25 protein-coding genes are annotated in these 22944 nt (G+C 66.6%); 7 read left to right on the top strand and 18 right to left on the bottom strand.

The genetic code is table 11. The annotated features are described in order from the left end of the window. Position 1: 1 nt before the first annotated feature. The gene (gene dusB / locus BLT60_RS05105; protein WP_090875199.1) at positions 2-1024 is read right to left on the bottom strand and encodes a tRNA dihydrouridine synthase DusB; all 1023 of its coding nucleotides are present in this window, start codon (positions 1022-1024) and stop codon (positions 2-4) included. Positions 1025-1154: 130 nt separating this feature from the next. On the opposite strand from dusB, the gene BLT60_RS05100 reads away from it, so the two are divergent. After that, positions 1155-2354 (top strand): bifunctional 2-C-methyl-D-erythritol 4-phosphate cytidylyltransferase/2-C-methyl-D-erythritol 2,4-cyclodiphosphate synthase, encoded by a 1200-nt coding sequence (locus BLT60_RS05100; protein WP_090875197.1) that lies wholly within the window; start codon positions 1155-1157, stop codon positions 2352-2354. Then, on the top strand, positions 2351-2842 hold the full coding sequence (locus BLT60_RS05095; RefSeq protein WP_090875195.1) for a CinA family protein: 492 nt from the start codon (positions 2351-2353) through the stop codon (positions 2840-2842). The genes BLT60_RS05100 and BLT60_RS05095 overlap by 4 nt, the downstream gene beginning before the upstream one ends. 9 nt (positions 2843-2851) lie before the next feature. Here BLT60_RS05095 and BLT60_RS05090 read toward each other — a convergent pair whose 3' ends face one another. The 16 genes from BLT60_RS05090 to eno all read right to left on the bottom strand — a co-directional run bounded on the left by BLT60_RS05090 (position 2852) and on the right by eno (position 17115). Further along, entirely contained in the window at positions 2852-3307 is a 456-nt protein-coding gene (locus tag BLT60_RS05090; RefSeq protein ID WP_090875193.1) for a type II toxin-antitoxin system RatA family toxin, read from the bottom strand. A 15-nt stretch (positions 3308-3322) separates the two neighbouring features. Further along, positions 3323-4282: a lipoyl synthase gene (gene lipA, locus BLT60_RS05085; protein WP_090875191.1), complete on the bottom strand. Its 960-nt coding sequence runs from the start codon at positions 4280-4282 to the stop codon at positions 3323-3325. Between the two features lie 119 nt (positions 4283-4401). Then, complete coding sequence (locus tag BLT60_RS05080) at positions 4402-4644, bottom strand: hypothetical protein (RefSeq protein WP_090875189.1); 243 nt, start codon at positions 4642-4644, stop codon at positions 4402-4404. A 124-nt stretch (positions 4645-4768) separates the two neighbouring features. Beyond that, positions 4769-5026, bottom strand: coding sequence for a GlsB/YeaQ/YmgE family stress response membrane protein (locus tag BLT60_RS05075; RefSeq protein WP_090875187.1), 258 nt, complete (start codon positions 5024-5026; stop codon positions 4769-4771). Between the two features lie 91 nt (positions 5027-5117). Then, positions 5118-6362: a DUF8173 domain-containing protein gene (locus BLT60_RS05070; RefSeq protein ID WP_090875185.1), complete on the bottom strand. Its 1245-nt coding sequence runs from the start codon at positions 6360-6362 to the stop codon at positions 5118-5120. Between the two features lie 70 nt (positions 6363-6432). Then, positions 6433-7473, bottom strand: a complete 1041-nt coding sequence (locus BLT60_RS05065) for a Gfo/Idh/MocA family protein (protein WP_090875184.1) — start codon at positions 7471-7473, stop codon at positions 6433-6435. A 73-nt stretch (positions 7474-7546) separates the two neighbouring features. Beyond that, positions 7547-8962 carry a dihydrolipoyl dehydrogenase gene (gene lpdA / locus BLT60_RS05060; RefSeq protein WP_090875182.1) on the bottom strand — a complete coding sequence of 472 codons (1416 nt, stop codon included), beginning with the start codon at positions 8960-8962 and terminating at the stop codon, positions 7547-7549. Between the two features lie 33 nt (positions 8963-8995). After that, on the bottom strand, positions 8996-9313 hold the full coding sequence (locus tag BLT60_RS05055) for a hypothetical protein (protein ID WP_139167756.1): 318 nt from the start codon (positions 9311-9313) through the stop codon (positions 8996-8998). Then, positions 9303-9713, bottom strand: coding sequence for a hypothetical protein (locus tag BLT60_RS05050; RefSeq protein WP_139167755.1), 411 nt, complete (start codon positions 9711-9713; stop codon positions 9303-9305). Before BLT60_RS05050 ends, BLT60_RS05055 begins: the two co-directional genes overlap by 11 nt. Before the next feature lie 96 nt (positions 9714-9809). Beyond that, positions 9810-10397: a GNAT family N-acetyltransferase gene (locus BLT60_RS05045; protein WP_175478296.1), complete on the bottom strand. Its 588-nt coding sequence runs from the start codon at positions 10395-10397 to the stop codon at positions 9810-9812. A 37-nt stretch (positions 10398-10434) separates the two neighbouring features. Then, the gene (gene map, locus BLT60_RS05040; protein ID WP_090875177.1) at positions 10435-11184 is read right to left on the bottom strand and encodes a type I methionyl aminopeptidase; all 750 of its coding nucleotides are present in this window, start codon (positions 11182-11184) and stop codon (positions 10435-10437) included. A gap of 111 nt (positions 11185-11295) precedes the next feature. Next, the gene (locus tag BLT60_RS05035; protein WP_090875176.1) at positions 11296-12657 is read right to left on the bottom strand and encodes a pyruvate dehydrogenase complex dihydrolipoamide acetyltransferase; all 1362 of its coding nucleotides are present in this window, start codon (positions 12655-12657) and stop codon (positions 11296-11298) included. A gap of 38 nt (positions 12658-12695) precedes the next feature. Further along, the gene (locus tag BLT60_RS05030) at positions 12696-14087 is read right to left on the bottom strand and encodes a pyruvate dehydrogenase complex E1 component subunit beta (protein WP_090875174.1); all 1392 of its coding nucleotides are present in this window, start codon (positions 14085-14087) and stop codon (positions 12696-12698) included. A gap of 130 nt (positions 14088-14217) precedes the next feature. Beyond that, positions 14218-15279, bottom strand: a complete 1062-nt coding sequence (gene pdhA, locus BLT60_RS05025; protein WP_090875172.1) for a pyruvate dehydrogenase (acetyl-transferring) E1 component subunit alpha — start codon at positions 15277-15279, stop codon at positions 14218-14220. Between the two features lie 127 nt (positions 15280-15406). Beyond that, positions 15407-15751 (bottom strand): FtsB family cell division protein, encoded by a 345-nt coding sequence (locus BLT60_RS05020; protein WP_175478295.1) that lies wholly within the window; start codon positions 15749-15751, stop codon positions 15407-15409. Positions 15752-15837: 86 nt separating this feature from the next. Then, positions 15838-17115: a phosphopyruvate hydratase gene (gene eno / locus BLT60_RS05015; protein WP_090875168.1), complete on the bottom strand. Its 1278-nt coding sequence runs from the start codon at positions 17113-17115 to the stop codon at positions 15838-15840. A gap of 108 nt (positions 17116-17223) precedes the next feature. Here eno and BLT60_RS05010 point away from each other — a divergent pair, with 108 nt between their 5' ends. Both BLT60_RS05010 and queF read left to right on the top strand, forming a co-directional pair. Then, a complete protein-coding gene (locus BLT60_RS05010; RefSeq protein ID WP_090875166.1) occupies positions 17224-18207 on the top strand; it encodes a DUF1835 domain-containing protein in 984 nt (327 codons plus the stop codon). After that, positions 18200-18652 carry a preQ(1) synthase gene (gene queF, locus BLT60_RS05005; protein ID WP_210185541.1) on the top strand — a complete coding sequence of 151 codons (453 nt, stop codon included), beginning with the start codon at positions 18200-18202 and terminating at the stop codon, positions 18650-18652. Before BLT60_RS05010 ends, queF begins: the two co-directional genes overlap by 8 nt. A 9-nt stretch (positions 18653-18661) precedes the next feature. On the opposite strand, the gene kdsA is transcribed toward queF, so the two are convergent. Beyond that, entirely contained in the window at positions 18662-19492 is an 831-nt protein-coding gene (kdsA, locus tag BLT60_RS05000) for a 3-deoxy-8-phosphooctulonate synthase (RefSeq protein WP_090875737.1), read from the bottom strand. A gap of 197 nt (positions 19493-19689) precedes the next feature. On the opposite strand from kdsA, the gene BLT60_RS04995 reads away from it, so the two are divergent. The 3 genes from BLT60_RS04995 to BLT60_RS04985 all read left to right on the top strand — a co-directional run bounded on the left by BLT60_RS04995 (position 19690) and on the right by BLT60_RS04985 (position 22809). Continuing rightward, entirely contained in the window at positions 19690-21390 is a 1701-nt protein-coding gene (locus tag BLT60_RS04995; protein WP_090875736.1) for an FAD-dependent oxidoreductase, read from the top strand. Between the two features lie 118 nt (positions 21391-21508). Further along, a complete protein-coding gene (locus BLT60_RS04990) occupies positions 21509-22372 on the top strand; it encodes a hypothetical protein (protein ID WP_090875162.1) in 864 nt (287 codons plus the stop codon). A gap of 47 nt (positions 22373-22419) precedes the next feature. Continuing rightward, positions 22420-22809, top strand: a complete 390-nt coding sequence (locus tag BLT60_RS04985; RefSeq protein ID WP_090875160.1) for a hypothetical protein — start codon at positions 22420-22422, stop codon at positions 22807-22809. The last annotated feature ends 135 nt before the right edge of the window (positions 22810-22944 follow it).

The raw sequence follows: 22944 nt of genomic DNA, 5'->3' as shown, positions 1-22944 counted from the left end.
GTCACGCAGCCCTCCTCACCGGCCCGTCGTCGAGGACGGCGCGCAGCATCGTGATGACTGCGTCAGGTCGCTTCTCGGTCAGGATCGCCCGTCGCATGGTAGCCGGCGCCGCTCCGTCGAGACCGTCGAGATACCAGCCGAGGTGCTTTCGCGCGGCGCGGGAGCCGTTGCGCTCGCCGTAGTGGCCGATCATCGCCTCATAGTGACCGACCACCAGGTCCGCCAGCGCCCGTCCGCCCGGCGCCACCGGCATCGTGCCGGTCGCGGCATAGGACGCGACGAAGCCGGGAAACCACGGCCGCCCGTAAGCGCCGCGGCCGACCATCACCGCGTCGGCGCCGGACAGTTCGAGCATGCGGCCGAGGTCCCCCGGTCGCACCAGGTCGCCATTCGCCACGACCGGGATCGACACCGCGTCCTTCACAGCGCGGATTCCGGACCAGTCGGCGCTGCCGGTATAGAACTGGCAGCGGGTGCGACCGTGGACGGTGACCATCCGCACGCCGGCCGCCTCGGCGCGGCGCGCCAGTTCCGGCGCGTTGATCGACGAGTCGTCCCAGCCAAGCCGCATCTTCAGCGTCACCGGCCGCGTGGTGGCACCGACCGTCGCCTCGATCAGGCCGAGGGCGTGATCGAGGTCGCGCATCAGCGCCGAGCCCGAATAGCCGCCCGTCACCTTCTTGGCCGGGCAGCCCATGTTGATGTCGACGATGTCGGCGCCGGCGTCCTCGGCCGCGCGAGCGCCTTCGGCCATCCAGTGGGCCTCGCGGCCGGCAAGCTGGATCACATGCGGCCCCTGCCCGGCCCTTTCCGCCCGCAGACATGCCTCGGCATTGCCCTGCGCCAGTTTTTCGCCCACCGTCATTTCCGACACGACGAGTCCCGCGCCGAAACCGAGGGCAAGCTGGCGGAACGGCCGATCGGATATCCCCGACATCGGCGCCAGGAACACCCGGTTCGGCACGACGACTGGTCCAATCGCCAGGGGCTCGGCCAGAGACTTGATGGAATGACGCAACTGCATATTCGTTAGGCACACCGATGTTTGCATATATTGTAATCAACTCACCTCAGGCCGCAAGGAGAATCGCTTTGCGCCGCAACATGGCTGTTATGATCTGCCCGCCCAATAACCAGACTCACGGGAATAGGGCGTGACAACAGGCGACACAACCGTACTGATCGTCGCCGGGGGACGCGGCGTCCGGGCGGGTGGCGGCGATTATCCCAAGCAATACAGACAGATCGGTGGCATTCCTGTCATACGACTTACGCTCGATCGGTTCCTCTCCCATCCGAGCCGCATGACCGTGCTCGTCGTCATCGGCGCTGGAGACGCAGAGATGTTCGATGCCGTGGCGCCGTCCGACGACAGGCTTCTGCCCTGGGTCATCGGCGGCGACAACCGTCAGGACTCGGTTCGACGCGGCCTGCTCCGGCTCGCCGACGATCCGCCGGAGCGGATCCTGATCCACGACGCCGTGCGCCCCTTCGCGTCGAACGCGCTGATCGACAGGGTGATCGCCGGCCTCGACCACGCCGATGCGGTCTTGCCCGCCTCCCCCGTTACCGCGACGCTCAAGTCGGTCGACGATAGCGGACTGGTCACCGGTACCGTGCCGCGCGAACGCCTGCGCGCCGCCGAGACGCCCCAGGGCTTCCGCTTCGACGCCATCCTCAAGGCGCACAACCTCGCCGCCGATTCCGGCCTCTCCTTCACCGACGACGCGGCCGTTGCCGAATGGGCGGGCATTCCGGTCCGGGTCGCCGAGGGCGAGACCGGCAACATCAAGCTGACAACGGCTGACGAGATCGCCGCCGCCGACCACCGCCTCCAGGCCGAGGCGGCGCTGGCGCTCGGCGACGTGCGGGTCGGCACCGGTTACGACGTTCACGCCTTCGGACCCGGCGACACCGTCGCCATCGGCGGCATCGTTATCCCTCACAGCCACGGCATCGTTGCCCATTCGGATGGCGATGTCGCGCTTCATGCCCTGACCGACGCCATCCTCGGCGCGCTTGCCGACGGCGATATCGGCGACCACTTCCCGCCGTCGGACCCGCAATGGCGGCATGCGTCCTCCGACATCTTCCTGCGCTTCGCGGTCGAGCGGGTCGTCGCGCGCGGTGGTGCGATCGCCAATCTCGACGTCACCATCATCACCGAGGCGCCGCGCATATCGACCCATCGCGAGGCGATGCGGACCCGGATCGCCGCGATCTGCGGGCTCTCCACCGATCGGGTCGCGATCAAGGCGACGACCAGCGAACGGCTCGGCTTCATCGGCCGTGGCGAGGGGATCACCGCCACGGCGACCGCCACCATCCGCCTTCCTTTCAGGGCCGCGCCATGACCGACCTCACGCCTCTCCTCCCACTCGCCCGTGAAATCGTCGAACGCTGCTCGGCGGCGAACCTCATGGTCGCCACGGCGGAATCCTGCACCGGTGGACTGGTCGCCGGCACGCTGACCGAAATCGCCGGCTCCTCGGTGGTGGTCGATCGCGGCTTCGTCACCTATTCGAACGCGGCCAAGAATGAGGTGCTGGGTGTGCCGGCCGATCTGATCGACCGACTCGGTGCCGTCAGCGAGGAGGTCGCCCGCGCTATGGTGACGGGCGCCCTCGATCACTCCCGCGCCGACCTTGCCGTCTCGATCACCGGCATCGCCGGTCCCGGCGGCGGCAGCGCCGACAAGCCAGTGGGGCTGGTCCATTTCGCGTCGGGTCGCCGCGGCATGCCCGCGGGCCACTTTACCCACGTCTACGCGGGGCTCGACCGCTCCGGCGTCCGCCTCGCTTCGGTCGACCAGGCGCTCAGGATGCTGCGCGACCTGATCTGAACCATGGCGTCAGGCCGGTGCGCCGTAGACTTCGTCGGCGCGTTCCTCGAACGCCTCGGTGAACTTGCGAAACGCCCGGTCGAACACCGCACCCATCACCACGCCGAGCATTCTTGAGCGGAACGCGTAGTCGATGTCGAAATAGACGATGCAGTCGCCGCGCCCGTGCGGCTCGAAGCGCCAGACATTCTCCAGGTGGCTGAACGGCCCGTCGAGATACTCGGCGCGGATCGTCATCGCCTCCCGGTCGAGCACCACCTTGGTGGTGAAGGATTCGCGGATCAGCTTGTAGGCGATGGTCATCGTCGCGACGAGAGTTTCGCGCGATCCGTCCTGCCGGCGCGAACGCACGACCAGGCTTTCGCAGAGCGGCAGGAATTGCGGATAGGCTTCGACATTCGCCACCAGGTCGAACATGTCGGTGGCGCTATGCGGGATCCGCCGCGTCGTGGTGAATTGCGGCATCGCCGCCGGCTGGCCTCAGTTGCCCTGCTTCGCCGCCCGCGCCGCGCGCAGCTTGGCGAAATCCTCGCCGGCATGGTGCGACGAGCGGGTCAGCGGGGTCGCCGAGACCATCAGGAAGCCCTTGGCATAGGCGATGGTCTCGTAGGCGCGGAATTCCTCCGGGCTGACGAAGCCCATCACCGGATGATGCTTGCGGGTCGGCTGCAGATACTGGCCGATGGTCAGGAAATCGACATCGGCCGAGCGCAGGTCGTCCATCAGCTGGAGCACCTCGTTCCGCTCCTCGCCGAGCCCGACCATGATGCCGGACTTGGTGAACATCGTCGGGTCCTGCTCCTTGACCTTCTGGAGCAGCCGCAGCGAGGCGAAGTAGCGCGCGCCCGGCCGGACCTTGAGATACTTGGAGGGAACCGTCTCGAGGTTGTGGTTGAAGACGTCCGGCTTGGCGGCGACCACGGTCTCGATCGCGCCGTCCTTGCGCAGGAAGTCGGGGGTCAGCACCTCGATGGTCGTCGGGCAGGCGCGGCGGATGGCGGCGATGGTCCGGGCGAAATGCTCGGCGCCGCCGTCGGCGAGGTCGTCACGGTCGACCGAGGTGATGACGACATGCTGCAGGCCGAGCTTGGCGGTCGCATCGGCGACCTTCTCGGGTTCGTCGGGGTCGAGCGGGCCCGGCTGGCCGGTGCGGACGTTGCAGAAGGCGCAGGCGCGGGTGCAGGTATCGCCCATGATCATGAAGGTCGCGTGCTTCTTCGACCAGCATTCGCCGATATTCGGGCAGCCGGCCTCCTCGCACACGGTCACGAGGCCGTGCTCGCGGACGATCGCGGTGGTTTCCTTGAAGACCGGCGAATTCGGCGCCTTGACCCGGATCCAGTCCGGCTTGCGGGCGATAGCCGAATCCGGCCGGTGCGCCTTTTCCGGATGCCGGGGGCGCTGCGGCGCACTGCCTACCGTGTCGAGTACGACGACCATGAATTATCCCTGTGCCTCCACGCCGGGCCGATTGCCTGCCCGATCTTGTCGTTGCCCATCATATAGTTGAATGATGCGGCGAGGACCAATGCCCGACGTGCAAGGCAGCCGCCCGCCGGTCAGGCCTTGGCCGAACCGCGGGTGGCGAGCTTGACGATCCCGGCAATGATCAGCCCGAAGATCAGGCCGAAAAACGCACCGATGCCGCCCGCCACGGCGATTGCCCCGAGACCGGTCATCTCGGCGCCGTTCCAGGTAACGCTGGCGGCATCCGGGGCGACCAGCTTGACCAGGCCGAGCAGCACGCCAAGCCCCAGGCAAATCCCGAAAACCCAACGAAAAGCCTTCTTTGCCGGCGTCATGGCCGTCTCCTCTTGTTATCCTGGCGCGAAAATCACGGGTAGATGATCTGGAAACCGTCGACGTGCCACCGGAATGGACGGCGCACAAACGGTCGCCAGATGTGTGTCCTGACGGGCGATCCCGTCAGGTGATGATGCGGGCGATGATCAGGACGATGATCGCGCCGACGATGGCGATGACGACCTGATCGAGAAAGGCGTTGCCGGTGTTTAGCTTGATATTGAGCTGGCGGGCCAGGAAGCCGCCGACGACCGAGCCGATCAGGCCGGCGATCAGCCATCCGATGATCCCTCCGGCGCCGCCGACGATCAGGCTGGCAACGAGGCCGGCGATCAGGCCTATGACGACCCAGGCGATGATCGATTTGGTTTGCTCGCTCATGATCCGTTCCCCTCTCGCCGCCCGGAAACCGACTCGCAGGGCGGCATCCCGTCAGTTTAGCCGCTGATCTGCCTCAGCCCAAGGTGTGCCTTCAGACCGGCGGCAACCCCGCACCATGCCGCATCCGGTGGAGGAGCGTGCGCAGGTAGGCGCCGGTGCCGATCAGCATCGCCAGGAAGGCGACGATCGGCCCGGCGACCGGGATCAGCCAGATCACGCCGAGAATCACCGCCCCGAGGATGATGAAGACGATCAGCCGCCCGGCGCTCCGTGGGCCGCCCGAGCGGTCAAGGATCCACATGCCGATGCAGCCGGCGGCTACCGCGTGGCCGGCGACCAGCAGGAATGGCAGGACCATCAGCAGCGCGACGCCGAAGGAAAGGCCGATGACGGTCGTCATCAGGATGACCGCGATGATCGGCAGGATGATCAGCAGCGCCAGCCCGATCAGCCCGCTGGAAACCGGCCGGAAAGCGGCCTTGCCGAGGCCCTCCTCGAATGCCCCGCGGCCGATCAGCAGCAGGATCGCGCCGGCAAGGATCGCACCGGCAATGGCGATCAGCGCAGCACCGACGGCGAGCAGCCAGTCCGGCACGACGAACCACGGCCGCGGCTCCTCGATCCGCACCTGCCCGGTGATCGACGCGCCGTCCTCGATGACGGGATCGTTCTTCGAGCGGACGATCAGGTCGCCGGCAATCGTCGCGGTCGACGCGACGATGACCTGGTCGGCGCTGACGGTGACGTCGCCGCCGGCCTTGCCGTTGATGATGACGGCCGCGCCCCACACGTCGACGACCCCGTCGACCGCCCCGTCGAGGGTAACGCTGGCGCCCCCACCGTACAGAGCGCCGGCGATCTTGGCGTCGGAGCCGATCTCCAGCGTTGCGGCGCCGGCCTTGACGTCCTTGGCGGCCGTCGCGTTGAAGCGGACGACCGCGCCACCGACATAGGCCTCGCCGCCGACGGAGCCGCTGATCTCGACAAGACCGCCACCAACATGGAGGTCGCCGCCGATATCGCCATCGATCGACACCTGGGCGCCGCCGGCCTCGACGTCGCCGTCAACCTTGGCCTGGATATCGACGAGCGCGCCGCCGGCGCTGATCTTGCTCGCGGTGCCGCGGATGACGACGCTGGCCCCGGAGGCGTCGACCTTCTCGCCATTGCCGGTGATCTGGACCGCAGCACCGGTCTTGCTTGTCTTGCCGGATGCCGCCAGGGCGTCCGTGGCGGATGGCCCGGAGGCCAGCAGCCCGAGACCGATCACGGCCGCGGCGAGCACGCCGCCAACCGCAAGCCTCGACCGAAACCGCAAACCCGTCGCGACGCTCATGGTAGACTCCTCGGATGCGCCTGCACTGTTGGCCGCGAATGGCCGTCAGGCGTCTGCCAGCCCTTCGGGCTTACTCCAGTACCTCGTCAATTTCCACCCAGGCGCCGTCGCGCTTGGCGGAAAGAATGGCCGCGGCGACCAGTGCGAGGCTTTTGAGATTGTCCTCGCCCGACGGAAAGCGCGGCGGCAGCTTGCCGGTATCGACTGCCTCGACGGCCGCGGCAAGCGACCCGGCGCGGTCGATGAAGGGCACCGCCGGCAGGTCCGGCACCACCGGTTCCGCGCCGCGACGCCTGACGATCAGGCGATCTTCTGCCTTTTCCGGGCCGAAATGATCGCGCGAGGTCCACCAGATGTCGCCCTCGGCGCAATCCATCGTCCACGCGCCGGCCCAGGCCGTCCGCGGGCCGCCACTCATCCAGGACGCCTGGTAGTTGACCATGGTGCCATTCTCGAACTCGATCAGCGCCACGCCGGCCGGATCCGAGTGGAACGGGCTCTCGACCGGGTTCCAGGTCCGGCAACTCAGCCGCGCCGGCTCGGAATTGAGCACCATGCGCATCAGGTCGAAATGGTGGATCGACATGTCGGCGAGCAGCGGATCGGGCATTTCCATGTAGTTGTGGCCGACGGTCGGCCCGTGCTGCCGGAATTCCAGCCGGACGATATCGCTCGGGCCGAGCGCCTGTTCGGCCAGAAGCCGTGCGGCGAGGATCGGCGCGGGAAAGAAGCGGTAATTCTGGCTGACCGCGAGCAGCTTGCCTTGCGCCCGGGCGATCGCGATCAGCGCCTTGGCCTCGCTGATCGTCGAGGCGAAGGGCTTCTCGACCATGACATTGATCCCGGCCTCAAGTACCTGTTTCGCCACGGGAAAGTGCGCTTCGGTGCGCAGCGTTCCCAGCACGAGGTCGCAGTCGACCGCCGCCAGGGCCGCGTCGAGGCTGGTGAAGCACTTGTCGACCGGAATGCCGAGTTCGCCCTGGACGCGGGCCAGCGCCTCGGCCGAGGTGTCGACATAGCCGACCATCTCGGCCTGCGGCACCGTCGGCAGGATCTCCTTCGTCCAGTCGAATCCCCACCGGCCGAGCCCGACCTGAACGACTTTCGCCATCGTTTGCTGCCTTCCGGAAACTGATTGCAGGATGCGCGTGCGAGCGGCCGGGCGGGGTGCCCGGCCGGCCTGCTCAGGCGTGGATCACGCGTCCATAGGCCGCCATGACGCTCTCATGCATCATTTCGGACAAGGTGGGATGCGGGAAGACCGAGTTGATCAGGTCTTCCTCCGTCGTTTCGAGGTTCATCGCGATGACGAAGCCCTGGATCAGTTCGGTCACCTCGGCGCCAACCATATGGGCGCCGAGCAACTGGCCGGTCTTCTTGTCGAAGATCGTCTTGACCATGCCCTCCGGCTCGCCGAGCGCGATCGCCTTGCCGTTGCCGATGAAGGGGAAGCGGCCGACTTTGATGTCGTAGCCGGCTTCCTTGGCCTTCTTCTCGGTCAGGCCGACGGAGGCGATCTGCGGGTTGCAGTAGGTGCAGCCCGGGATCTTCAGCTTGTCCATGGCATGCGGATGCTTGCCGGCGATGCCCTCGACGCAGATGACGCCTTCATGCTCGGCCTTGTGGGCGAGCATCGGCGGCCCGGCGACATCGCCGATGGCGTAGATGCCCGGGACGTTGGTCTTGCCCATCGCGTCGATGACGATGCAGCCGCGGTCGGTTTTCACGCCGAGCTTCTCGAGGCCGAGATTCTCGATATTGCCGACGACGCCGGCGGCCGAGATCATCCGGTCGGCGGTGATCTCCTGCTTCTTGCCATCCTTGGTCTCGATCGTCGCGGTGATCGAATCCTTGCCCTTCTTGAGCGAGGCGACCTTGGCGTCGGTGAGGATCTTGATCCCCTGCTTCTCGAAGCGCTTGCGGGCGTGGGCCGCGATCTCCTCGTCCTCGACCGGCAGGATCTGCGGGAGGATCTCGACCACCGTCACGTCGACGCCCATGGTGTGGTAGAAGGACGCGAATTCGATGCCGATCGCCCCGGAGCCGACGACCAGCAGCGACTTCGGCATCTTCTCCGGCACCATCGCCTCGAAATAGGTCCAGATCAGCTTCTTGTCCGGTTCCATGCCGGGCAACGGCCGCGGCCGTGCGCCGGTGGCGACGATGATGTTCTTTGCCTGGTAGTCGCCGCCGCCGAGCGCGCCCTTGGGCGCGTTGTCGGCCGCCTTGACGGTAAGCTTGCCGGGCGCCGTCACCGTCGCCTCGCCCCAGATCACGTCGACCTTGTTCTTCTTGAGCAGGAAGCCGACCCCGGTGGCGAGCTGCGAGGCGACGCCGCGCGAGCGCTTGACCACGGCGGCCGGGTCGAAGCTGACGCCCTTGGCCGACACGCCATAGGCATCGGCATTCTCGAGATAGTGGTAAATCTCGGCCGAACGCAGCAGCGCCTTGGTCGGGATGCAGCCCCAGTTGAGACAGATGCCGCCGAGGTGGTTCTTCTCGACGACCGCCACCTTGAGGCCGAGCTGCGCCGCACGAATGGCCGCCACGTAGCCGCCGGGTCCGGCGCCGATCACGATAATGTCGTATGCATTCGCCATAATCAGTCTATCCGTTGTCTTGGGGTGTTGCTGTCACTGGCATTCGGCCTGGCCGAGTTCGAGATCGAACTTGCGCGGCCCCATCATCCCTTCATCCTGCGGTACGTCGACGATCGTCACCGTCAGCCGGCAGGTCTCGCTGCGCACCTCGTAGACGTCGTCGCCGGTCACGGCGATAGAGACGATCGGCGAGGAATTCAGCGCTTCGTTGACGCCCTGGTCGCCGACGATCCGCTCGATTTCCCTGGCGCGCTGCCAATAAGGTGGGAGCGCGGCGCTTGCCGAGCAAATGCCGGCCAGCATGGCTGCCATTCCGAGCCCGACAACGACGGCGGTCCGCTTACGTCGCATTGGCCTCTCCCGCGAAACGCCGAAGCACAAGGTGATGGGTCAGCGCCGCCAGCCCTGCGCCACCGACCGCGAACCAGCCAAGCAGGCGCTCGTTGCCCGGCACGAAACATCTGGTCGGTCCGCAATTGGCGACCACGACGATCAGCGCCAGTACCGCGCCGCCGACAAAGGGCATCCACACCGCCAGCGCGCGGCCGCCGACAAACAGGGCGCGCAGCACGACCCACAGCACCGTGAGGATCAGGAGCATCGCCGGCAGGTAGATGACCATCGCGCCGCCGGTGAAGGCCTCGAGCGGCGGCCCCATCCGCAGGTTGACGATCCACAATGCGCTGACGGCGATGATGACGACCAGCGCTGCGGCAAGCGCGGTTATGTTCGCCAGGATCGGTCTTTGCACGATCGTTCCCTTCCCCAAGGCCGCTTCCCGTAGCGGTCGTTCTTGTCGCTTTTCCTTAGCATGATGCGCCCGCCCCCCCTAGTCGGCTGGCGCAATTCAGGAATGCGGCCGGGTCAACAGAACCCAGTCGCCTTCACGCAGATAGCCCGGAAACCCGACGATCGGCCGCCGGGCCACCTCGCGATAGCCGCAGCGCTCGTAGAGCCGCACCGCGCCCTCATTCTCCGAGGCAACGATGATCGCCATACCGGCCGGCGCCACCGCCCTGCCGATGTCGTCGGCGCGGGCGAGCAAGGCGCCGCCGATCCCCTTGCCGCGATACTCCGGGAAGACCGCCAGCACGTTGACATACCAGTGGCCCGGCGCCTCGGCCTCGAGTTCGACCATCGGCCGGACGATCGCCGGCGCTTCGGCGATATCGGCGGGATCGGTGCTGTCCGCTATCCGGTAGCCGACCAGCGCACCGGCAACGTCGCCGTCAGCTTCGGCAATCACCGCATTCCGCCAGGTGAAGGAGCCTTCGTCGCGCCGGGCGCGCATCCGTCCGATCTCGAAGGGCGACTGGCCCGGCCCGGCCATCTGCCCCCAGAAATACGAGGCGAACCCCTCCCCGGCGATATCGACCAGCGCGGCGAGATGAGTCGCGTCCCGGATCGTCGCTGATCGTATCGAGGGTGCCGACATGGTGCTCCCACCAGACTGTTCGAGCGAATGCGGGTGGCTAGCTCGGCAGCGTGACGACGATGGCCCCGCCATCCGTGGCGACGACCGTATGTTCGTACTGCACGACGGGCGCGCGCGGTTCGCTGTAGAGGGTCCATCCGTCGTCGCCGTCTGCGGCCCATTGACCGCCCTTCGACAGGAAGGGCTCGACGGTGAACACAAGTCCCTTGGTGATGCGCCGCTTGTCATTTCGCGTCGGCCAGGTCGCGATCTGCTCGGGCTCCTCGTGCAACGACCGGCCGACTCCGTGGCTGGCGAGGTTCTGGATCAGGGTGTAGCCCCGACCCGCGGCGAACCGCCCGATTGCGTTTCCGATGCCTGCAAGCGGGTTTTCGCTGCCGACTTGTGCAATTCCCGTCCACATGGCGCGCTTGCCGTCGCGGCAGAGACGATCCAGCGAGGGGTGCACGGGCGAGACACGGAACGTCGCCCCGGTATCAGCGAAAAAGCCGTTCTTCGATGCCGAGACGTCGATGTTGACGAGGTCACCCCGCGCGATCACGCGGTCGCCCGGGATGCCGTGGGCGATCTCTTCGTTGACGCTAATGCAGGTCGCCCCGGGGAAATCGTAACTGGACTGCGGCGCGGACACCGCGCCCTCACGCTCCAGCAACGCGGCGCCGATCGCGTCCAGTTCCCGCGTCGTCATGCCGGGCTGCATCGCCTTCGCCATGGCGTGCATGGTGTCGGCGACGATCCGCCCGATCTCCTTCAACGCGTCGAGTTCTTCCTGCCGTGTGACCGTCATTCACTCGTCCTTGAAACAAAGGTCGCCTGGCCCGAAGTCGCGAATGGATCGCCAATCGTCGCCGTACAGCGTCCGCCAGGACGCCGTCCGCCGCCGCACCCAACCCTGAACCTAGGCCAGCATGCCCGCCGGCTTCTCGATCAGCGTCTTGACGGCGTTGATCAGCTTGGCGCCGAGCGCACCATCGACGGCGCGGTGGTCGGTCGAGAGCGTGATCGACATGATCGTCCGCGCCTCGACCTTGCCGTCGCGAACGACCGCGGTCTCGATTCCGGCGCCGACCGCGAGAATGGAGGCATGGGGCGGGTTGATGACGGCGGCGAAGTCCTTGATCCCGAACATGCCGAGGTTGGAGATCGCCGTCGAGCCGCCCTGGTATTCCTGCGGCGCCAGCTTGCGGGTCCGGGCCCGTGCCGCCAGGTCCTTCATTTCGTTGGAAATTTCCGAGAGGCGCTTTTCTTCGGCGTGACGCACCACCGGCGTGATCAGGCCGCCCGGGATCGACACGGCGACGCCGATGTCCGAGCGGGTATGGCGCAGCATGCCGCCTTCGGTCCAGGTCACATTGGCGTCCGGCACGCGCTGCAGCGCCATCGCCATCGCCTTGATCACCATGTCGTTGACCGAAACCTTCCAGGCCGGCTTATCGTCGTCGCCCATCGGCGCGGCGGAATTGATCTCGGCCCGCAGCTTCAGCAACTCGTCGATCTCGGTATCGACGGTCAGGTAGAAATGCGGGATCGTGGTCTTGGCCTCGACCAGTCGCCGCGCGATGATCTTGCGGACGTTGTCGTGCGGAACGATGTCGTAGGAGCCCTCTTCGAAGAGCTTCATCACCTGGGCATCGGTCATGCTCGGCGCCGCGGCCGGCGCGCCACCGGCGGAGGCCGGCGCGGCGAGCGGCGTCTTGCCCGACTTCACCGCCTCGATATCGGCCTGGATGACGCGACCATGCGGGCCGGATCCCTTGACCTGCGACAGGTCGATTCCGCCGTCCCTGGCGAGCCGTCGCGCCAGCGGTGAAGCGAAGACGCGGCCGCCGCTGCCATTGGCGCCCTTCGCCGGCTGGCTGGGCTGCGTCGCCTTGGCGGGCGCCTCTTCCTTAGCCGGCTTGCTTTCGCTTTTCGCCGCGGGCGCGGCTTCCTTCGCCGGCGCATCGTCCTTCTTCGCTTCGGCTTTCTTCGCGGCCGGAGCGGCGGCGCCGCCATCCTTGATCGCGCTGGCGTCCTCGCCCTCTTCCAAGAGCACCGCGATGGTCTCGTTGACCGGGACGTCCTGGGCGCCCTCGGCGACGAGGATCTTGCCGATCGTCCCCTCGTCGACCGCCTCGACTTCCATCGTCGCCTTGTCGGTCTCGATCTCGGCGATGACGTCGCCGGCCTTGACCGTGTCGCCCTCCTTCTTGAGCCACTTGGCAAGGTTGCCGACTTCCATCGTCGGCGACAGCGCGGGCATCAGGATGTTGATCGGCATGGCTCTGTTCCGCTTCTAGTCTGGGCGACGCGTGTCGTTCAGGTCCTGTAGGTGGCCGCCTTGGCCGCGGCGATGGCGTCGGCCACCGTCGGCAAGGCAAGCTTTTCCAGGTTGGCCGCATAAGGCATCGGCACGTCCTTGCCGGAGACCTTGATCACCGGCGCGTCGAGATAGTCGAAGGCCTGCATCGTGATTTCGGACGCGACGTAGCTGCCGATCGAGGCAACCGGCCAGCCCTCCTCGACCGTGATGCAGCGGTTGGTCTTCTTGATCGACTCGATCACCGTTTCCATGTCGAGCGGGCGGAGCGTCCGCAGGTCGATGACCTCGGCGTCGATCCCCTCGCCTTCCAGTTCAGCGGCCGCCTTCAGCGCATAGGACATGCCGATGCCGAAGGAGACGATCGTCACGTCCTTGCCGGCCCGGGCAACCTTGGCCTTGCCGATCGGCACGGTGAAATCGTCGAGTTTGGGCACCTCGAAGGACTGGCCGTAGAGAATCTCGTTCTCGAGGAAGACGACCGGATTGGCATCGCGGATCGCCGACTTGAGCAGCCCCTTGGCGTCGGCGGCCGAATAGGGCTGCACCACCTTGAGGCCCGGCACCTGGCTGTACCAGGCCGAGTAATCCTGGCTGTGCTGGGCGGCGACGCGGGCGGCGGCGCCATTCGGTCCGCGGAAGACGATCGGGCAGCCCATCTGGCCACCGGACATATAAAGCGTCTTGGCGGCGGAATTGACGATCTGGTCCATCGCCTGCATGGCGAAGTTCCAGGTCATGAACTCGACGATCGGCCGCAGGCCGGCGAGTGCCGCGCCAACGCCGAGGCCGGCAAAACCGTGCTCGGTGATCGGCGTATCGACCACCCGGTCGGCGCCGAATTCGGCGAGCAGCCCCTGGGTGACCTTGTAGGCGCCCTGGTATTCGGCGACTTCCTCGCCCATGACGAAGACTTCGTCGTCGCGGCGCATTTCCTCGGCCATCGCGTCGCGAAGCGCCTCGCGGACGCTCATCGTCACCATCTCGGTGCCCTCCGGCACGTCGGTCTCGGCCGGGACGGCGGTCTTCGGCCGGGCCGGCACGGAGGCGTCCGCCTCATCCTCGTCCACGGCAGGCGCCTCGGCCTTGGCCGCGCCGTTCTCCGCCGTCTTGTCGGCGGCCGGCGGCGCTTCGCCGACATCGTCCTCGCCCTCGACCGTCAGCATCGCGATCGGCGTGTTGACCTTGACGTTCTCGGTGCCCTCGGCGACCAGGATGCGGGCCAGCGATCCCTCGTCGATCGCCTCGACCTCCATGGTCGCCTTGTCGGTCTCGATTTCGGCGATGACGTCGCCGGGCTGAACGGAATCACCTTCCTTTTTCAGCCACTTGGCCAGCGTGCCCTCTTCCATCGTTGGCGAAAGCGCCGGCATCAGGATGTCGATCGGCATGGTCAGATACGTCCCTTGGCGGTCAGGCGGCGCGGCGCGACCGGGCGGCGGCGATCCGCGCACCGGTCGAAGCTGAGCGGCGTGTTTGTCGAAAGCGGGAGGCGGGGCATGAACATGGTCACGCGCCGGCTCAGCGGTAGATATCGGTCCAGAGTTCGGCCGGATCCGGTTCCGGGCCTGCCTGGGCGAATTCCGCGGCCTCGGTCACCGTATCCCGCACGCTCTTCTCGATCTTCTTGAGGGCGTCCTCGTCCATGATGCCGCCGTCGACGATCCGCTTGCGGGCCATCTCGATCGGGTCGCTCTCTTCACGGATCTTGTTCACCTCGTCGCGGGACCGGTACTTGGCCGGGTCCGACATCGAGTGGCCGCGATAGCGATACGTCATCATCTCAAGGATGAAGGGGCCCTTGCCGGCGCGGCACCAGGCCACCGCCTTGTCGCCCGCCGCCTTGACCGCCCGCACGTCCATGCCGTCGACCTGCTCGCCGGGAATGCCGAACGAGGCGCCGCGCTTGGAGAAGTCGGTCTGTGCCGACGACCGGGCGACCGAGGTGCCCATGGCGTAGCGGTTGTTCTCGATGATGTAGACCACGGGGAGCTTCCACAGCTCCGCCATGTTGAAGCTCTCGTAGACCTGGCCCTGGTTGGCCGCGCCGTCGCCGAAATAGGTCAGGCAGACCCGGTTGTTGCGGCGATAGCGATTGGCGAAGGCGATGCCGGTGCCAAGCGGTACCTGTGCGGCGACGATGCCGTGCCCGCCGAAGAAATTCTTCTCGCGGGAAAACATGTGCATCGAGCCGCCCTTGCCCTCGGAATAGCCCGTGCTGCGGCCGGTCAGTTCGGCCATCACGCCCTTCGGGTCCATGCCGCAGGCCAACATGTGGCCGTGGTCGCGGTAGCCGGTGATGACCTGGTCACCGTCCTCGATCGCCATCTGCATGCCGACGACGACCGCTTCCTGGCCGATATAGAGGTGGCAGAAGCCGCCGATCAGTCCCATGCCGTACATCTGGCCGGCGCGTTCCTCGAACCGCCGGATCATCAGCATCTGCTCGAATGCCGTGACTTCCTGTTCGTTGGTCAGCTTGGCGAGCTTGTCGCTGCGATTCGAGACGACGGTCGGCCGTGTCTTTTTCGGCGGCTCGGATACCGGAGCCGATTTGTCGGCCTTCCGTGCGGCTTTTGGCATGCAGGACTCCTCCCCTTGGGGTGCTGCTTGTTAATTTGGGGCGAGACTAGCCGAAGGCGAGAGGCAATCCAAGAACTGGAGGCCTGTCTTTCCCGCATTGCAAGTATGCTGAAATGGTATGGATCGCTCAGTCGAGTGATTTGTCACGCGAATGCTGCACTGCACCAAACGAGATCACGACTTCATCTGGTCGAACCAGATTAAGCGACGTACGGGCCTCGATATCCAGAATATCCGCGTCGAGACTGTCGGGCTTAAGGTACGAAACACGCTTTTCAAGCACGGCGCGTTGCTCGCGCAGGTTGTCAAGACGCGTCTTCAATTCGACGACCTCGCCCTGCATGCGCTTGAGCGCCGGCACGCCGTAGACACCGCTATAGGCGTGGTAGCCGAAATAGCCGACGAAAGCCGCCGTCGCGAGCGGCAACCACAAGAGCCGAAGCGGAGACTGGCGGCGCTGGCGCGTATACACGAATGAGTCTCCCGGGCCCTGGTCCGGGAGCACCTTGCCGAAATAGGCTTAATGGATGGTTTCGGAGAGGCGTCCGAAGCCAGGGATCAGCGCTTGAAAGCACTCCGTCCGGCGTAGACCGCCTGGGTGCCGAGCTCTTCCTCGATGCGGATGAGCTGGTTGTACTTGGCCAGCCGGTCGGAGCGGGCCAGCGAACCGGTCTTGATCTGGCCGCAGCCGGTCGCCACCGCTAGGTCGGCGATCGTCGTATCCTCGGTCTCGCCCGAACGATGCGACATCACCGCCGTATAGCCGGCGCCGAGCGCCATGCCGACCGCGTCGAGCGTCTCGCTCAGCGAGCCGATCTGGTTGACCTTGACGAGGACTGAGTTGGCGATGCCGCCCTCGATGCCGCGGCCGAGCCGTTCGGTGTTGGTGACGAAGAGATCGTCGCCGACGAGTTGGCAGGTGTCGCCGATCTTGTCGGTCAGCGCCTTCCAGCCCTCCCAGTCGTCCTCTGCCATGCCGTCCTCGATGCTGATGATCGGGTACTTGGCGGCAAGCGCTGCGAGATAATCGACCTGGGCTGCCCGGTCGCGGGTGACGCCTTCGCCGGAATAGACGTAGTTGCCGTCCTTGAAGAACTCGGTCGCGGCGCAGTCGAGGCCGAGGCAGATGTCGTCGCCGGGCGTATAGCCGGCCTTCTCGATCGCCTGAAGAGCGAAGTCGAGCGCGGCTTCCGCCGACGGCAGGTTGGGGGCGAAGCCGCCCTCGTCGCCGACATTGGTGTTGTGACCCTCGGCCTTCAGCGCCTTCTTCAGCGTGTGGAAGACCTCGGCGCCCATCCGCACCGCTTCTGCGAAGTTCTCCGCGCCGACCGGCAGGATCATGAATTCCTGGAAGTCGATCGGGTTATCGGCATGCATGCCGCCATTGATGATGTTCATCATCGGCACCGGCAGGACATGGGCGTTGACGCCGCCGACATAGCGGTAGAGCGGGAAACCGGCCGCGTCGGCCGCCGCCTTGGCGACCGCCAGCGACACGCCGAGAATGGCGTTGGCGCCGAGGCGCGCCTTGTTCGGCGTGCCGTCGAGTTCGATCAGCGTCCGGTCGATATGGATCTGGCCTTCGGCCTCCATCCCGCCGATGGCGTCGAAGATCTCGTTGTTGACCGCGTCGACCGCCTTCTGGACGCCCTTGCCGAGGTAGCGGCCTTCATCGCCGTCGCGCAGTTCGACTGCCTCATGGGCGCCGGTCGAAGCGCCGGAGGGCACGGCCGCCCGGCCGAGCGAACCGTCTTCGAGAATGACGTCGACCTCGACTGTTGGATTGCCACGGCTGTCGAGAATTTCCCGGGCGATGATGTCGATGATCGCGGTCATGTCATGCTCTCCTAAGCGGTGTTTGTGCCCGCTTCTACCCGAGCAGGCCCGGCTGCGGAAGGGGAATTGACGTGACATTCCGATGAAGGATCGCCATGTTTTCCGGTCATGGCCACTCTGATCATCACCAACGGCGACAGCGCCGCCGACCTGCTTGCCGCGGCTGGACGCGACGGCGAAATCCTGCCGTGGCGCGATGTGCTGCATGAAGGCCGCATCCGCGCCGGCACGCTGGAGGAAAATTCCGCCGAACGGGCCGCCTTCCTTGCCGGCCAGTTCGATCTTCCGGTGGAGGAGGTCGCCGCGACGTTTGCCGAGCGGGACGCGGTGATGCGCCGCCACGCCGCCTTCGACCGGATCGAGCTGTGGTTCGAGCACGATCTTTACGATCAGCTCCAGCTCGTCCAGATCCTTTCCTTCCTCGCCGACGAGGACCGCAGCGCCGGCGTCGTGCTCGTCCAGGCCGACGATTTCCTCGGCCACCAGCGGCCGCAGACCATCCTGCGCTTCGCCGAGCGGGCTCGCGCCATTGGCGAGGCTGAGCTCGAGATCGGCGACCTCGTCTGGGCCGATCTCGCCATGCCGACGCCGGACTATGTCGTCCGCCGCCTTGGGCAGCCGCTCAACCGTCTTCCCTTCGTCGCACCGGCGCTGCTGCGCTTCCTCGAGGAACTGCCGGGGCCGAACGGCCTGTCCCGGACCGAGGAAGCCGCGCTGGCCGCCATCGCTGCCGGCACCGCCGCGCCGGGTCGCCTGTTCGGCGCGGTTCTCGCCAAGGAGCAAGCGGCTTTCATGGGCGACGCGAGTTTCTTCGCCATGCTCGGCGCCCTCGCCTTCGCCGATACCCCGCTGATTGCCGGCTACACGCCCGTCACCGGCGTCGACGATCCCCGCGAGACCCTTGCGTTGCCTACACTGACGTTGACGGAGGCCGGCCGGGCGGTGCTTGCCGGCGAGGCCGACCATGTCGCGTTGAACGGCCTCGACCGCTGGTGGGCGGGAACGCGCTTGAAAGGCCGGGACGTCTGGCGCTATGAGCGGGCCTCGACCACGCTCCTCCCCCCCAGCACCGGACTCCAGCTCCATGGCTAGCAAGAAGCCGCAACTCGGCCGTTCCGTCCCGATTCCGCCGGATCCCGAGCACGCGACCCTCGACCGCGTCCCCAATCCGCACGCCGACAAGACCTATGTCGCGCGCTTCACCTTCCCGGAATTCACCTCGATCTGCCCGGTCACCGGCCAGCCGGATTTCGGCATCCTGATGATCGACTACGTGCCGGACAAATGGCTCGTGGAATCGAAATCGCTGAAGCTCTACCTCCAGTCCTTCCGCAACCACGGTGCCTTCCACGAGGACTGCACGGTGGCGATCGGCGCCGCCATCGTCGACCTGCTCAAGCCGCAATGGCTGCGCATCGGCGGCTATTTCAACCCGCGCGGCGGCATGCCGATCGACGTCTTCTGGCAGACCGGCGCCCCGCCCGCCGACGCCTGGATCACCGACCAGGGCATCCCGCCCTACCGGGGCCGGGGCTAGATTCTCCCCTCAGCCCTTCGCCACCCGGTCGAGCGCCATCAGCGTCTCGAGCAGCGCCGGCAACTGGTCAATCTGGATCATGTTGGGCCCGTCGGACGGTGCGTTGTCCGGGTCCTGGTGGGTCTCGATGAAGACGCCGGCGACACCGACCGCGACGGCGGCCCGGGCCAGCACCGGCACCATCCGCCGGTCGCCGCCGCTGGCGGTCCCCTGCCCGCCCGGCTGCTGCACCGAATGGGTGGCGTCGAAGATCACCGGCGCGCCCATCGCCGCCATGATCGGCAGCGCCCGCATGTCCGAGACCAGCGTGTTGTAGCCGAAGCTGGCCCCGCGCTCGGTCAGCATGACGTTCGGGTTGCCGCTGTCGACGATCTTGGCCAGCACGTTCTTCATGTCCCAGGGCGCGAGGAATTGCCCCTTCTTGACGTTGACCACCTTGCCGGTCGCGGCGGCGGCGATCAGCAGGTCGGTTTGCCGGCAAAGGAAGGCCGGGATCTGCAGGATATCGACGCTCTCCGCCACCCGCGCGCAGTGCTCGCGCTCGTGGACGTCGGTGAGGATCGGCACGCCAAGCTCGGCCCGCAGGTCGGCGAAGATCGGCAGCGCATCGTCCAGCCCGACGCCGCGCTTGCCGCCGAGGCTGGTGCGGTTGGCCTTGTCGTAGGAGGTCTTGTAGACGAAGCCGATCCCCAGCCCCGCCGTCATCTCCTTCAGCCGCCCCGCCATGTCGAAGGCGTGGTCGCGGGATTCGAGCTGGCAGGGGCCGGCGATCAGGGCGAGCGGCAGGTCGTTGCCAAAAGTGGCGGCGCCGGCCGAAACATGGGGGTTGGGCTTTGTCATGATGGCGGGATCATACGGATCGCCGGGCAAAGGGAAAGCGCCTTGTCGCCTCCTTCCTAGGCCGGGCTCGCGCCAGCAGATTCCTGTCGCCAATTTCGCGAAACAGGTGCACTTTGCGCGCGATCTGATGAAGCGAGGTTCGGTCGATTGCGGCCTGCCGGTGGCGCGTCGACCGCTTGAGGGCGGATCGCAAGGCCATGATCACGGTTGAAGAACTCGCCGCCATTCCCCTTTTCGCGACGCTCCAGCCGTCCGATCTCGCCCAACTCGCGCAGGTTGCCGCCGATATTCGCCTCGGCGACGGCGAATATGTCGTCCACGAAGGCGAGGAACCGTCGTTCCTGCTTGTGCTCTCAGGCACGCTCGACGTGATGAAGCTGGTCGACGGCATCGAGCGCAAGATCGGCGAGCGCGCGGCCGGCAAGATGCACGGCGAGATCCCGCTGATGTATGGCAGTCCCTTCCAGGCCGGCGGTCGCGCCGCGGGGCCGACGCGGGTGATGAAGGTCAGTTCCCGCCAGTTCCATGCCATCGCGGACACGTCGCCGGAGATCACGAAGGCGGTCGGCGACCTCGCCCGCGAGCGGCTTGGCGGCCTCCGCGGCATCGCCGCCGAACCGCATCCGGCTCAGGTAACCATCGTCGGCCACCGCTGGGACGCTGCCTGCCTTGCGCTGCGCCATTTCCTTGCCAGCAACCAGATCGTCTTCGATTCCCTCCCCTCGGACGCGCCCGATTTCGCCGCCCGCTGGCAGGGTCCGCCCGTGGCGGAGGAAGACCTGCCGGTGCTGCGCCTCACCGATGGTTCGTTGCTGGTCAAGCCACGGCCGCGCGAGGTCGCCACCCGCCTCGGCCTGACGACAAACCCGCGTTTGGAGGAATACGACACCGTCATCGTCGGCGGTGGCCCCGCCGGCCTCGCCGCCGCCGTCTACGGCGCCTCCGAGGGCCTGCGCACGCTGGTGGTCGAGCGCGAAGCGCCGGGCGGACAGGCCGGCACCTCGTCGCGGATCGAGAACTACCTCGGCTTCCCGAGCGGAATTTCCGGCCATGAACTGGCGAGCCGCGCCCTCCGCCAGGCAAGGCGGCTGGGCGCCGAGATCCTGATCACCCGGACGATCGATGCCATCGATACCGACGCGCGTTCCATCACGCTCGACGGCGGCGACGTCATCCACGGCCGTACCGTCATCCTCGCCACCGGCGTCAGTTGGCGCCGGATGACCATCGACGGTTTCGACCGGCTGATCGGCAAGGGCATCTACTACGGCGCCGCCCGCAGCGAGGCCGGCGTCACCCAGGGCCTCGACATCCACCTGATCGGCGCCGGCAACTCGGCCGGCCAGGCCGCCATGTTCTTCGCCAACCACGCCGCGACCGTAACTCTGGTGGTCCGGGGCGACTCCCTCGAAAAGAGCATGTCGCGCTACCTGATCGACCAGATCCAGGGAAAGACCAACATCCGGGTCGCCCTGCAAACCGAGGTCCGGGGCGTCGATGGCGACGACCACCTGACGAGCATCGATCTAGTCGACCGCGCCACCGGCGACGTTCGCCGCGAGGCGTGTGGCGGTCTCTTCGTCTTCATCGGCGCCGATGCCGAGACCGGCTGGCTTCCGGCGGAAATCGCGCGCGATCCGCGCGGCTTCGTGCTGACCGGCGAGGACCTGGTCAAGGCGGGCCGCTGGTCGCAGGACCGCGACCCATACCTGCTGGAAACCAGTGTCCCCGGCTTCTTCGCCTGCGGCGACGTCCGGCTCGGACCCGTCAAGCGCGTCGCCGCCGCGGTCGGCGAAGGCAGCATGGCCATCGCCTTCGTCCACCAGTATCTTCAGCGCTACGCAACGCTGCCGCCCCCGGCGGTGGTGGCAGCGGCGATGCGGGCGCCGGCCGGCTGACCGCCAACCCCTTCGGTCTTCACCACGCGCCCATCCTGCGATTGCCCGGGCGGGTTCGCGCCTGTACCGAGGGGTCGAAGGTTGCTGGCTCGCGAGTCGGTCAACGCAGGGGAACGCCATGCGAAGAGTACCGGTCCTCGAGGTCGTCAAGTTCGCGTACCTGTTCCTCTTTCATGAATTCGGCACCATCTTCCGGCTGGTGTGGTTTCCGCTGGCGATTGTCGCCCTCCTCGGCTTTGCCCAGGGCTACCTCGGCATCGAGGCGAAAGTGGCGGCTGCCGATTTCACTTACGAACCGCCAAGCGCCGCGATCTTCAATCTCCTGGTCCAGATCGTTTCGATCGTCGCCTTTGCGATGACCGCCGTCGCGCTGCACCGCGTCATCCTCTTCAACGACCGCCTGCCGGGAACCTGGCTGCTGTTTTCGCTGAAGCGGCCGGAGCGCCTTTTCATCGGGCTTTCCTTCCTCATTGGCCTCGTGGCGATCGTCGCAGTCGCCATTCCAGCCGTTCTGGCCGCCAACACCGGCGCCAGCGCCGCAGGGATCCTGATCGGCGTCACTCTCCTCGGCATCGGCGCATATCTCGTCGTGCGCCTTTGGCCGATCTATCCGATCATCGTGGTCGAGGGCCGGTTCAGCTTCCGTGAGGCCTTCGCGCTCTCGAAGGGGAACTTCTGGCGCCTCGTCGCGGTCGGGACGCTCGGAATGCTGCCCGTGATGATTGTCGGCGGCGTCGCGACCCTTCTTTTCACGCGCTTCTACCTTGCCGGCGTCGACGAGTGGGCCGCCGCCTCCGATGATCCGTTCCGGTCGGCAGGCGACGCGCTCCAGACGTACCTCGCCGTCGTTTCGATCAGCGGCTTCCTGTTTTCGGTGGTGGCGACGGGCATCGGCGTTCCGCTTATCTGCTATTCGTACAAAGCGCTGCGCAATATCGGCGCCTTCGAGTATCTTGACGAGAATGCCGCCGGCCGGACGTAACGCGCCAACCGGCCCCTCCCGCCGGCGCCGCTTACGGATCGACTGCAATGCTCCAGATCATCGTCATGGCGGCCCAGATCCTTGTGGCCTGGGGCATCGGCCTGTTCGGCGGGCATCTTCTCGTCGCCGCGTTGGGTGGCGCCTTCGGCATGGTGCTGCTGCCGATCGCCTTCTTCGCCTCCCTGCCCTTCCTGGCCGCCGCGCTGGTGCTGGCCTCGCCGCTCCACCGCTTCGTCGATCGCTTCTTCCTGCCGCTCGCGGTGCTCGCCGTCGCCGGCGCCGGGCTCTACGCCTATTTCAAGGTCGCCGGCCCCGCGGAAACGGCGGACTTCCTGCAGGCCGCCATCCTCCTCAGCGTCGTCTGCACGGCCATCGCCTGCCTCAGCCTCTACCTGATGCGCCGGGTGCTTGAGCGAAGCCAGACGGCCCGGAGATAATCATTCTCCGGCGGTGCGGCCGCCTGCGCACTCCTGATTGATACTAGTGGGGGGTACCCAGAGGGACCCCAGCTTGATTCAAGTTGTCTTAAGCGCCATAGTGATTAAAAAGTTGTGTAAAAATAGAATAACTGA

This window comes from Bauldia litoralis (assembly GCF_900104485.1).
Taxonomy (GTDB): Bacteria; Pseudomonadota; Alphaproteobacteria; order Rhizobiales; family Kaistiaceae; genus Bauldia; species Bauldia litoralis.
The sequence above is the reverse complement of the archived record's forward strand: the minus strand, read 5'-3'. Positions and strand labels throughout refer to the sequence as shown.

Coding starts and splice junctions, on each gene's coding strand:
- dusB (WP_090875199.1), bottom strand. CDS start 1,024: ATGCAGTTGCGTCATTCCATCAAGTCTCTGGCCGAGCCCCTGGCGATT.
- BLT60_RS05095 (WP_090875195.1), top strand. CDS start 2,351: ATGACCGACCTCACGCCTCTCCTCCCACTCGCCCGTGAAATCGTCGAA.
- BLT60_RS05090 (WP_090875193.1), bottom strand. CDS start 3,307: ATGCCGCAATTCACCACGACGCGGCGGATCCCGCATAGCGCCACCGAC.
- lipA (WP_090875191.1), bottom strand. CDS start 4,282: ATGGTCGTCGTACTCGACACGGTAGGCAGTGCGCCGCAGCGCCCCCGG.
- BLT60_RS05080 (WP_090875189.1), bottom strand. CDS start 4,644: ATGACGCCGGCAAAGAAGGCTTTTCGTTGGGTTTTCGGGATTTGCCTG.
- BLT60_RS05075 (WP_090875187.1), bottom strand. CDS start 5,026: ATGAGCGAGCAAACCAAATCGATCATCGCCTGGGTCGTCATAGGCCTG.
- BLT60_RS05070 (WP_090875185.1), bottom strand. CDS start 6,362: ATGAGCGTCGCGACGGGTTTGCGGTTTCGGTCGAGGCTTGCGGTTGGC.
- BLT60_RS05065 (WP_090875184.1), bottom strand. CDS start 7,473: ATGGCGAAAGTCGTTCAGGTCGGGCTCGGCCGGTGGGGATTCGACTGG.
- lpdA (WP_090875182.1), bottom strand. CDS start 8,962: ATGGCGAATGCATACGACATTATCGTGATCGGCGCCGGACCCGGCGGC.
- BLT60_RS05055 (WP_139167756.1), bottom strand. CDS start 9,313: ATGCGACGTAAGCGGACCGCCGTCGTTGTCGGGCTCGGAATGGCAGCC.
- BLT60_RS05045 (WP_175478296.1), bottom strand. CDS start 10,397: ATGTCGGCACCCTCGATACGATCAGCGACGATCCGGGACGCGACTCAT.
- map (WP_090875177.1), bottom strand. CDS start 11,184: ATGACGGTCACACGGCAGGAAGAACTCGACGCGTTGAAGGAGATCGGG.
- BLT60_RS05035 (WP_090875176.1), bottom strand. CDS start 12,657: ATGCCGATCAACATCCTGATGCCCGCGCTGTCGCCGACGATGGAAGTC.
- BLT60_RS05030 (WP_090875174.1), bottom strand. CDS start 14,087: ATGCCGATCGACATCCTGATGCCGGCGCTTTCGCCAACGATGGAAGAG.
- pdhA (WP_090875172.1), bottom strand. CDS start 15,279: ATGCCAAAAGCCGCACGGAAGGCCGACAAATCGGCTCCGGTATCCGAG.
- eno (WP_090875168.1), bottom strand. CDS start 17,115: ATGACCGCGATCATCGACATCATCGCCCGGGAAATTCTCGACAGCCGT.
- BLT60_RS05010 (WP_090875166.1), top strand. CDS start 17,224: ATGGCCACTCTGATCATCACCAACGGCGACAGCGCCGCCGACCTGCTT.
- queF (WP_210185541.1), top strand. CDS start 18,200: ATGGCTAGCAAGAAGCCGCAACTCGGCCGTTCCGTCCCGATTCCGCCG.
- kdsA (WP_090875737.1), bottom strand. CDS start 19,492: ATGACAAAGCCCAACCCCCATGTTTCGGCCGGCGCCGCCACTTTTGGC.
- BLT60_RS04995 (WP_090875736.1), top strand. CDS start 19,690: ATGATCACGGTTGAAGAACTCGCCGCCATTCCCCTTTTCGCGACGCTC.
- BLT60_RS04990 (WP_090875162.1), top strand. CDS start 21,509: ATGCGAAGAGTACCGGTCCTCGAGGTCGTCAAGTTCGCGTACCTGTTC.
- BLT60_RS04985 (WP_090875160.1), top strand. CDS start 22,420: ATGCTCCAGATCATCGTCATGGCGGCCCAGATCCTTGTGGCCTGGGGC.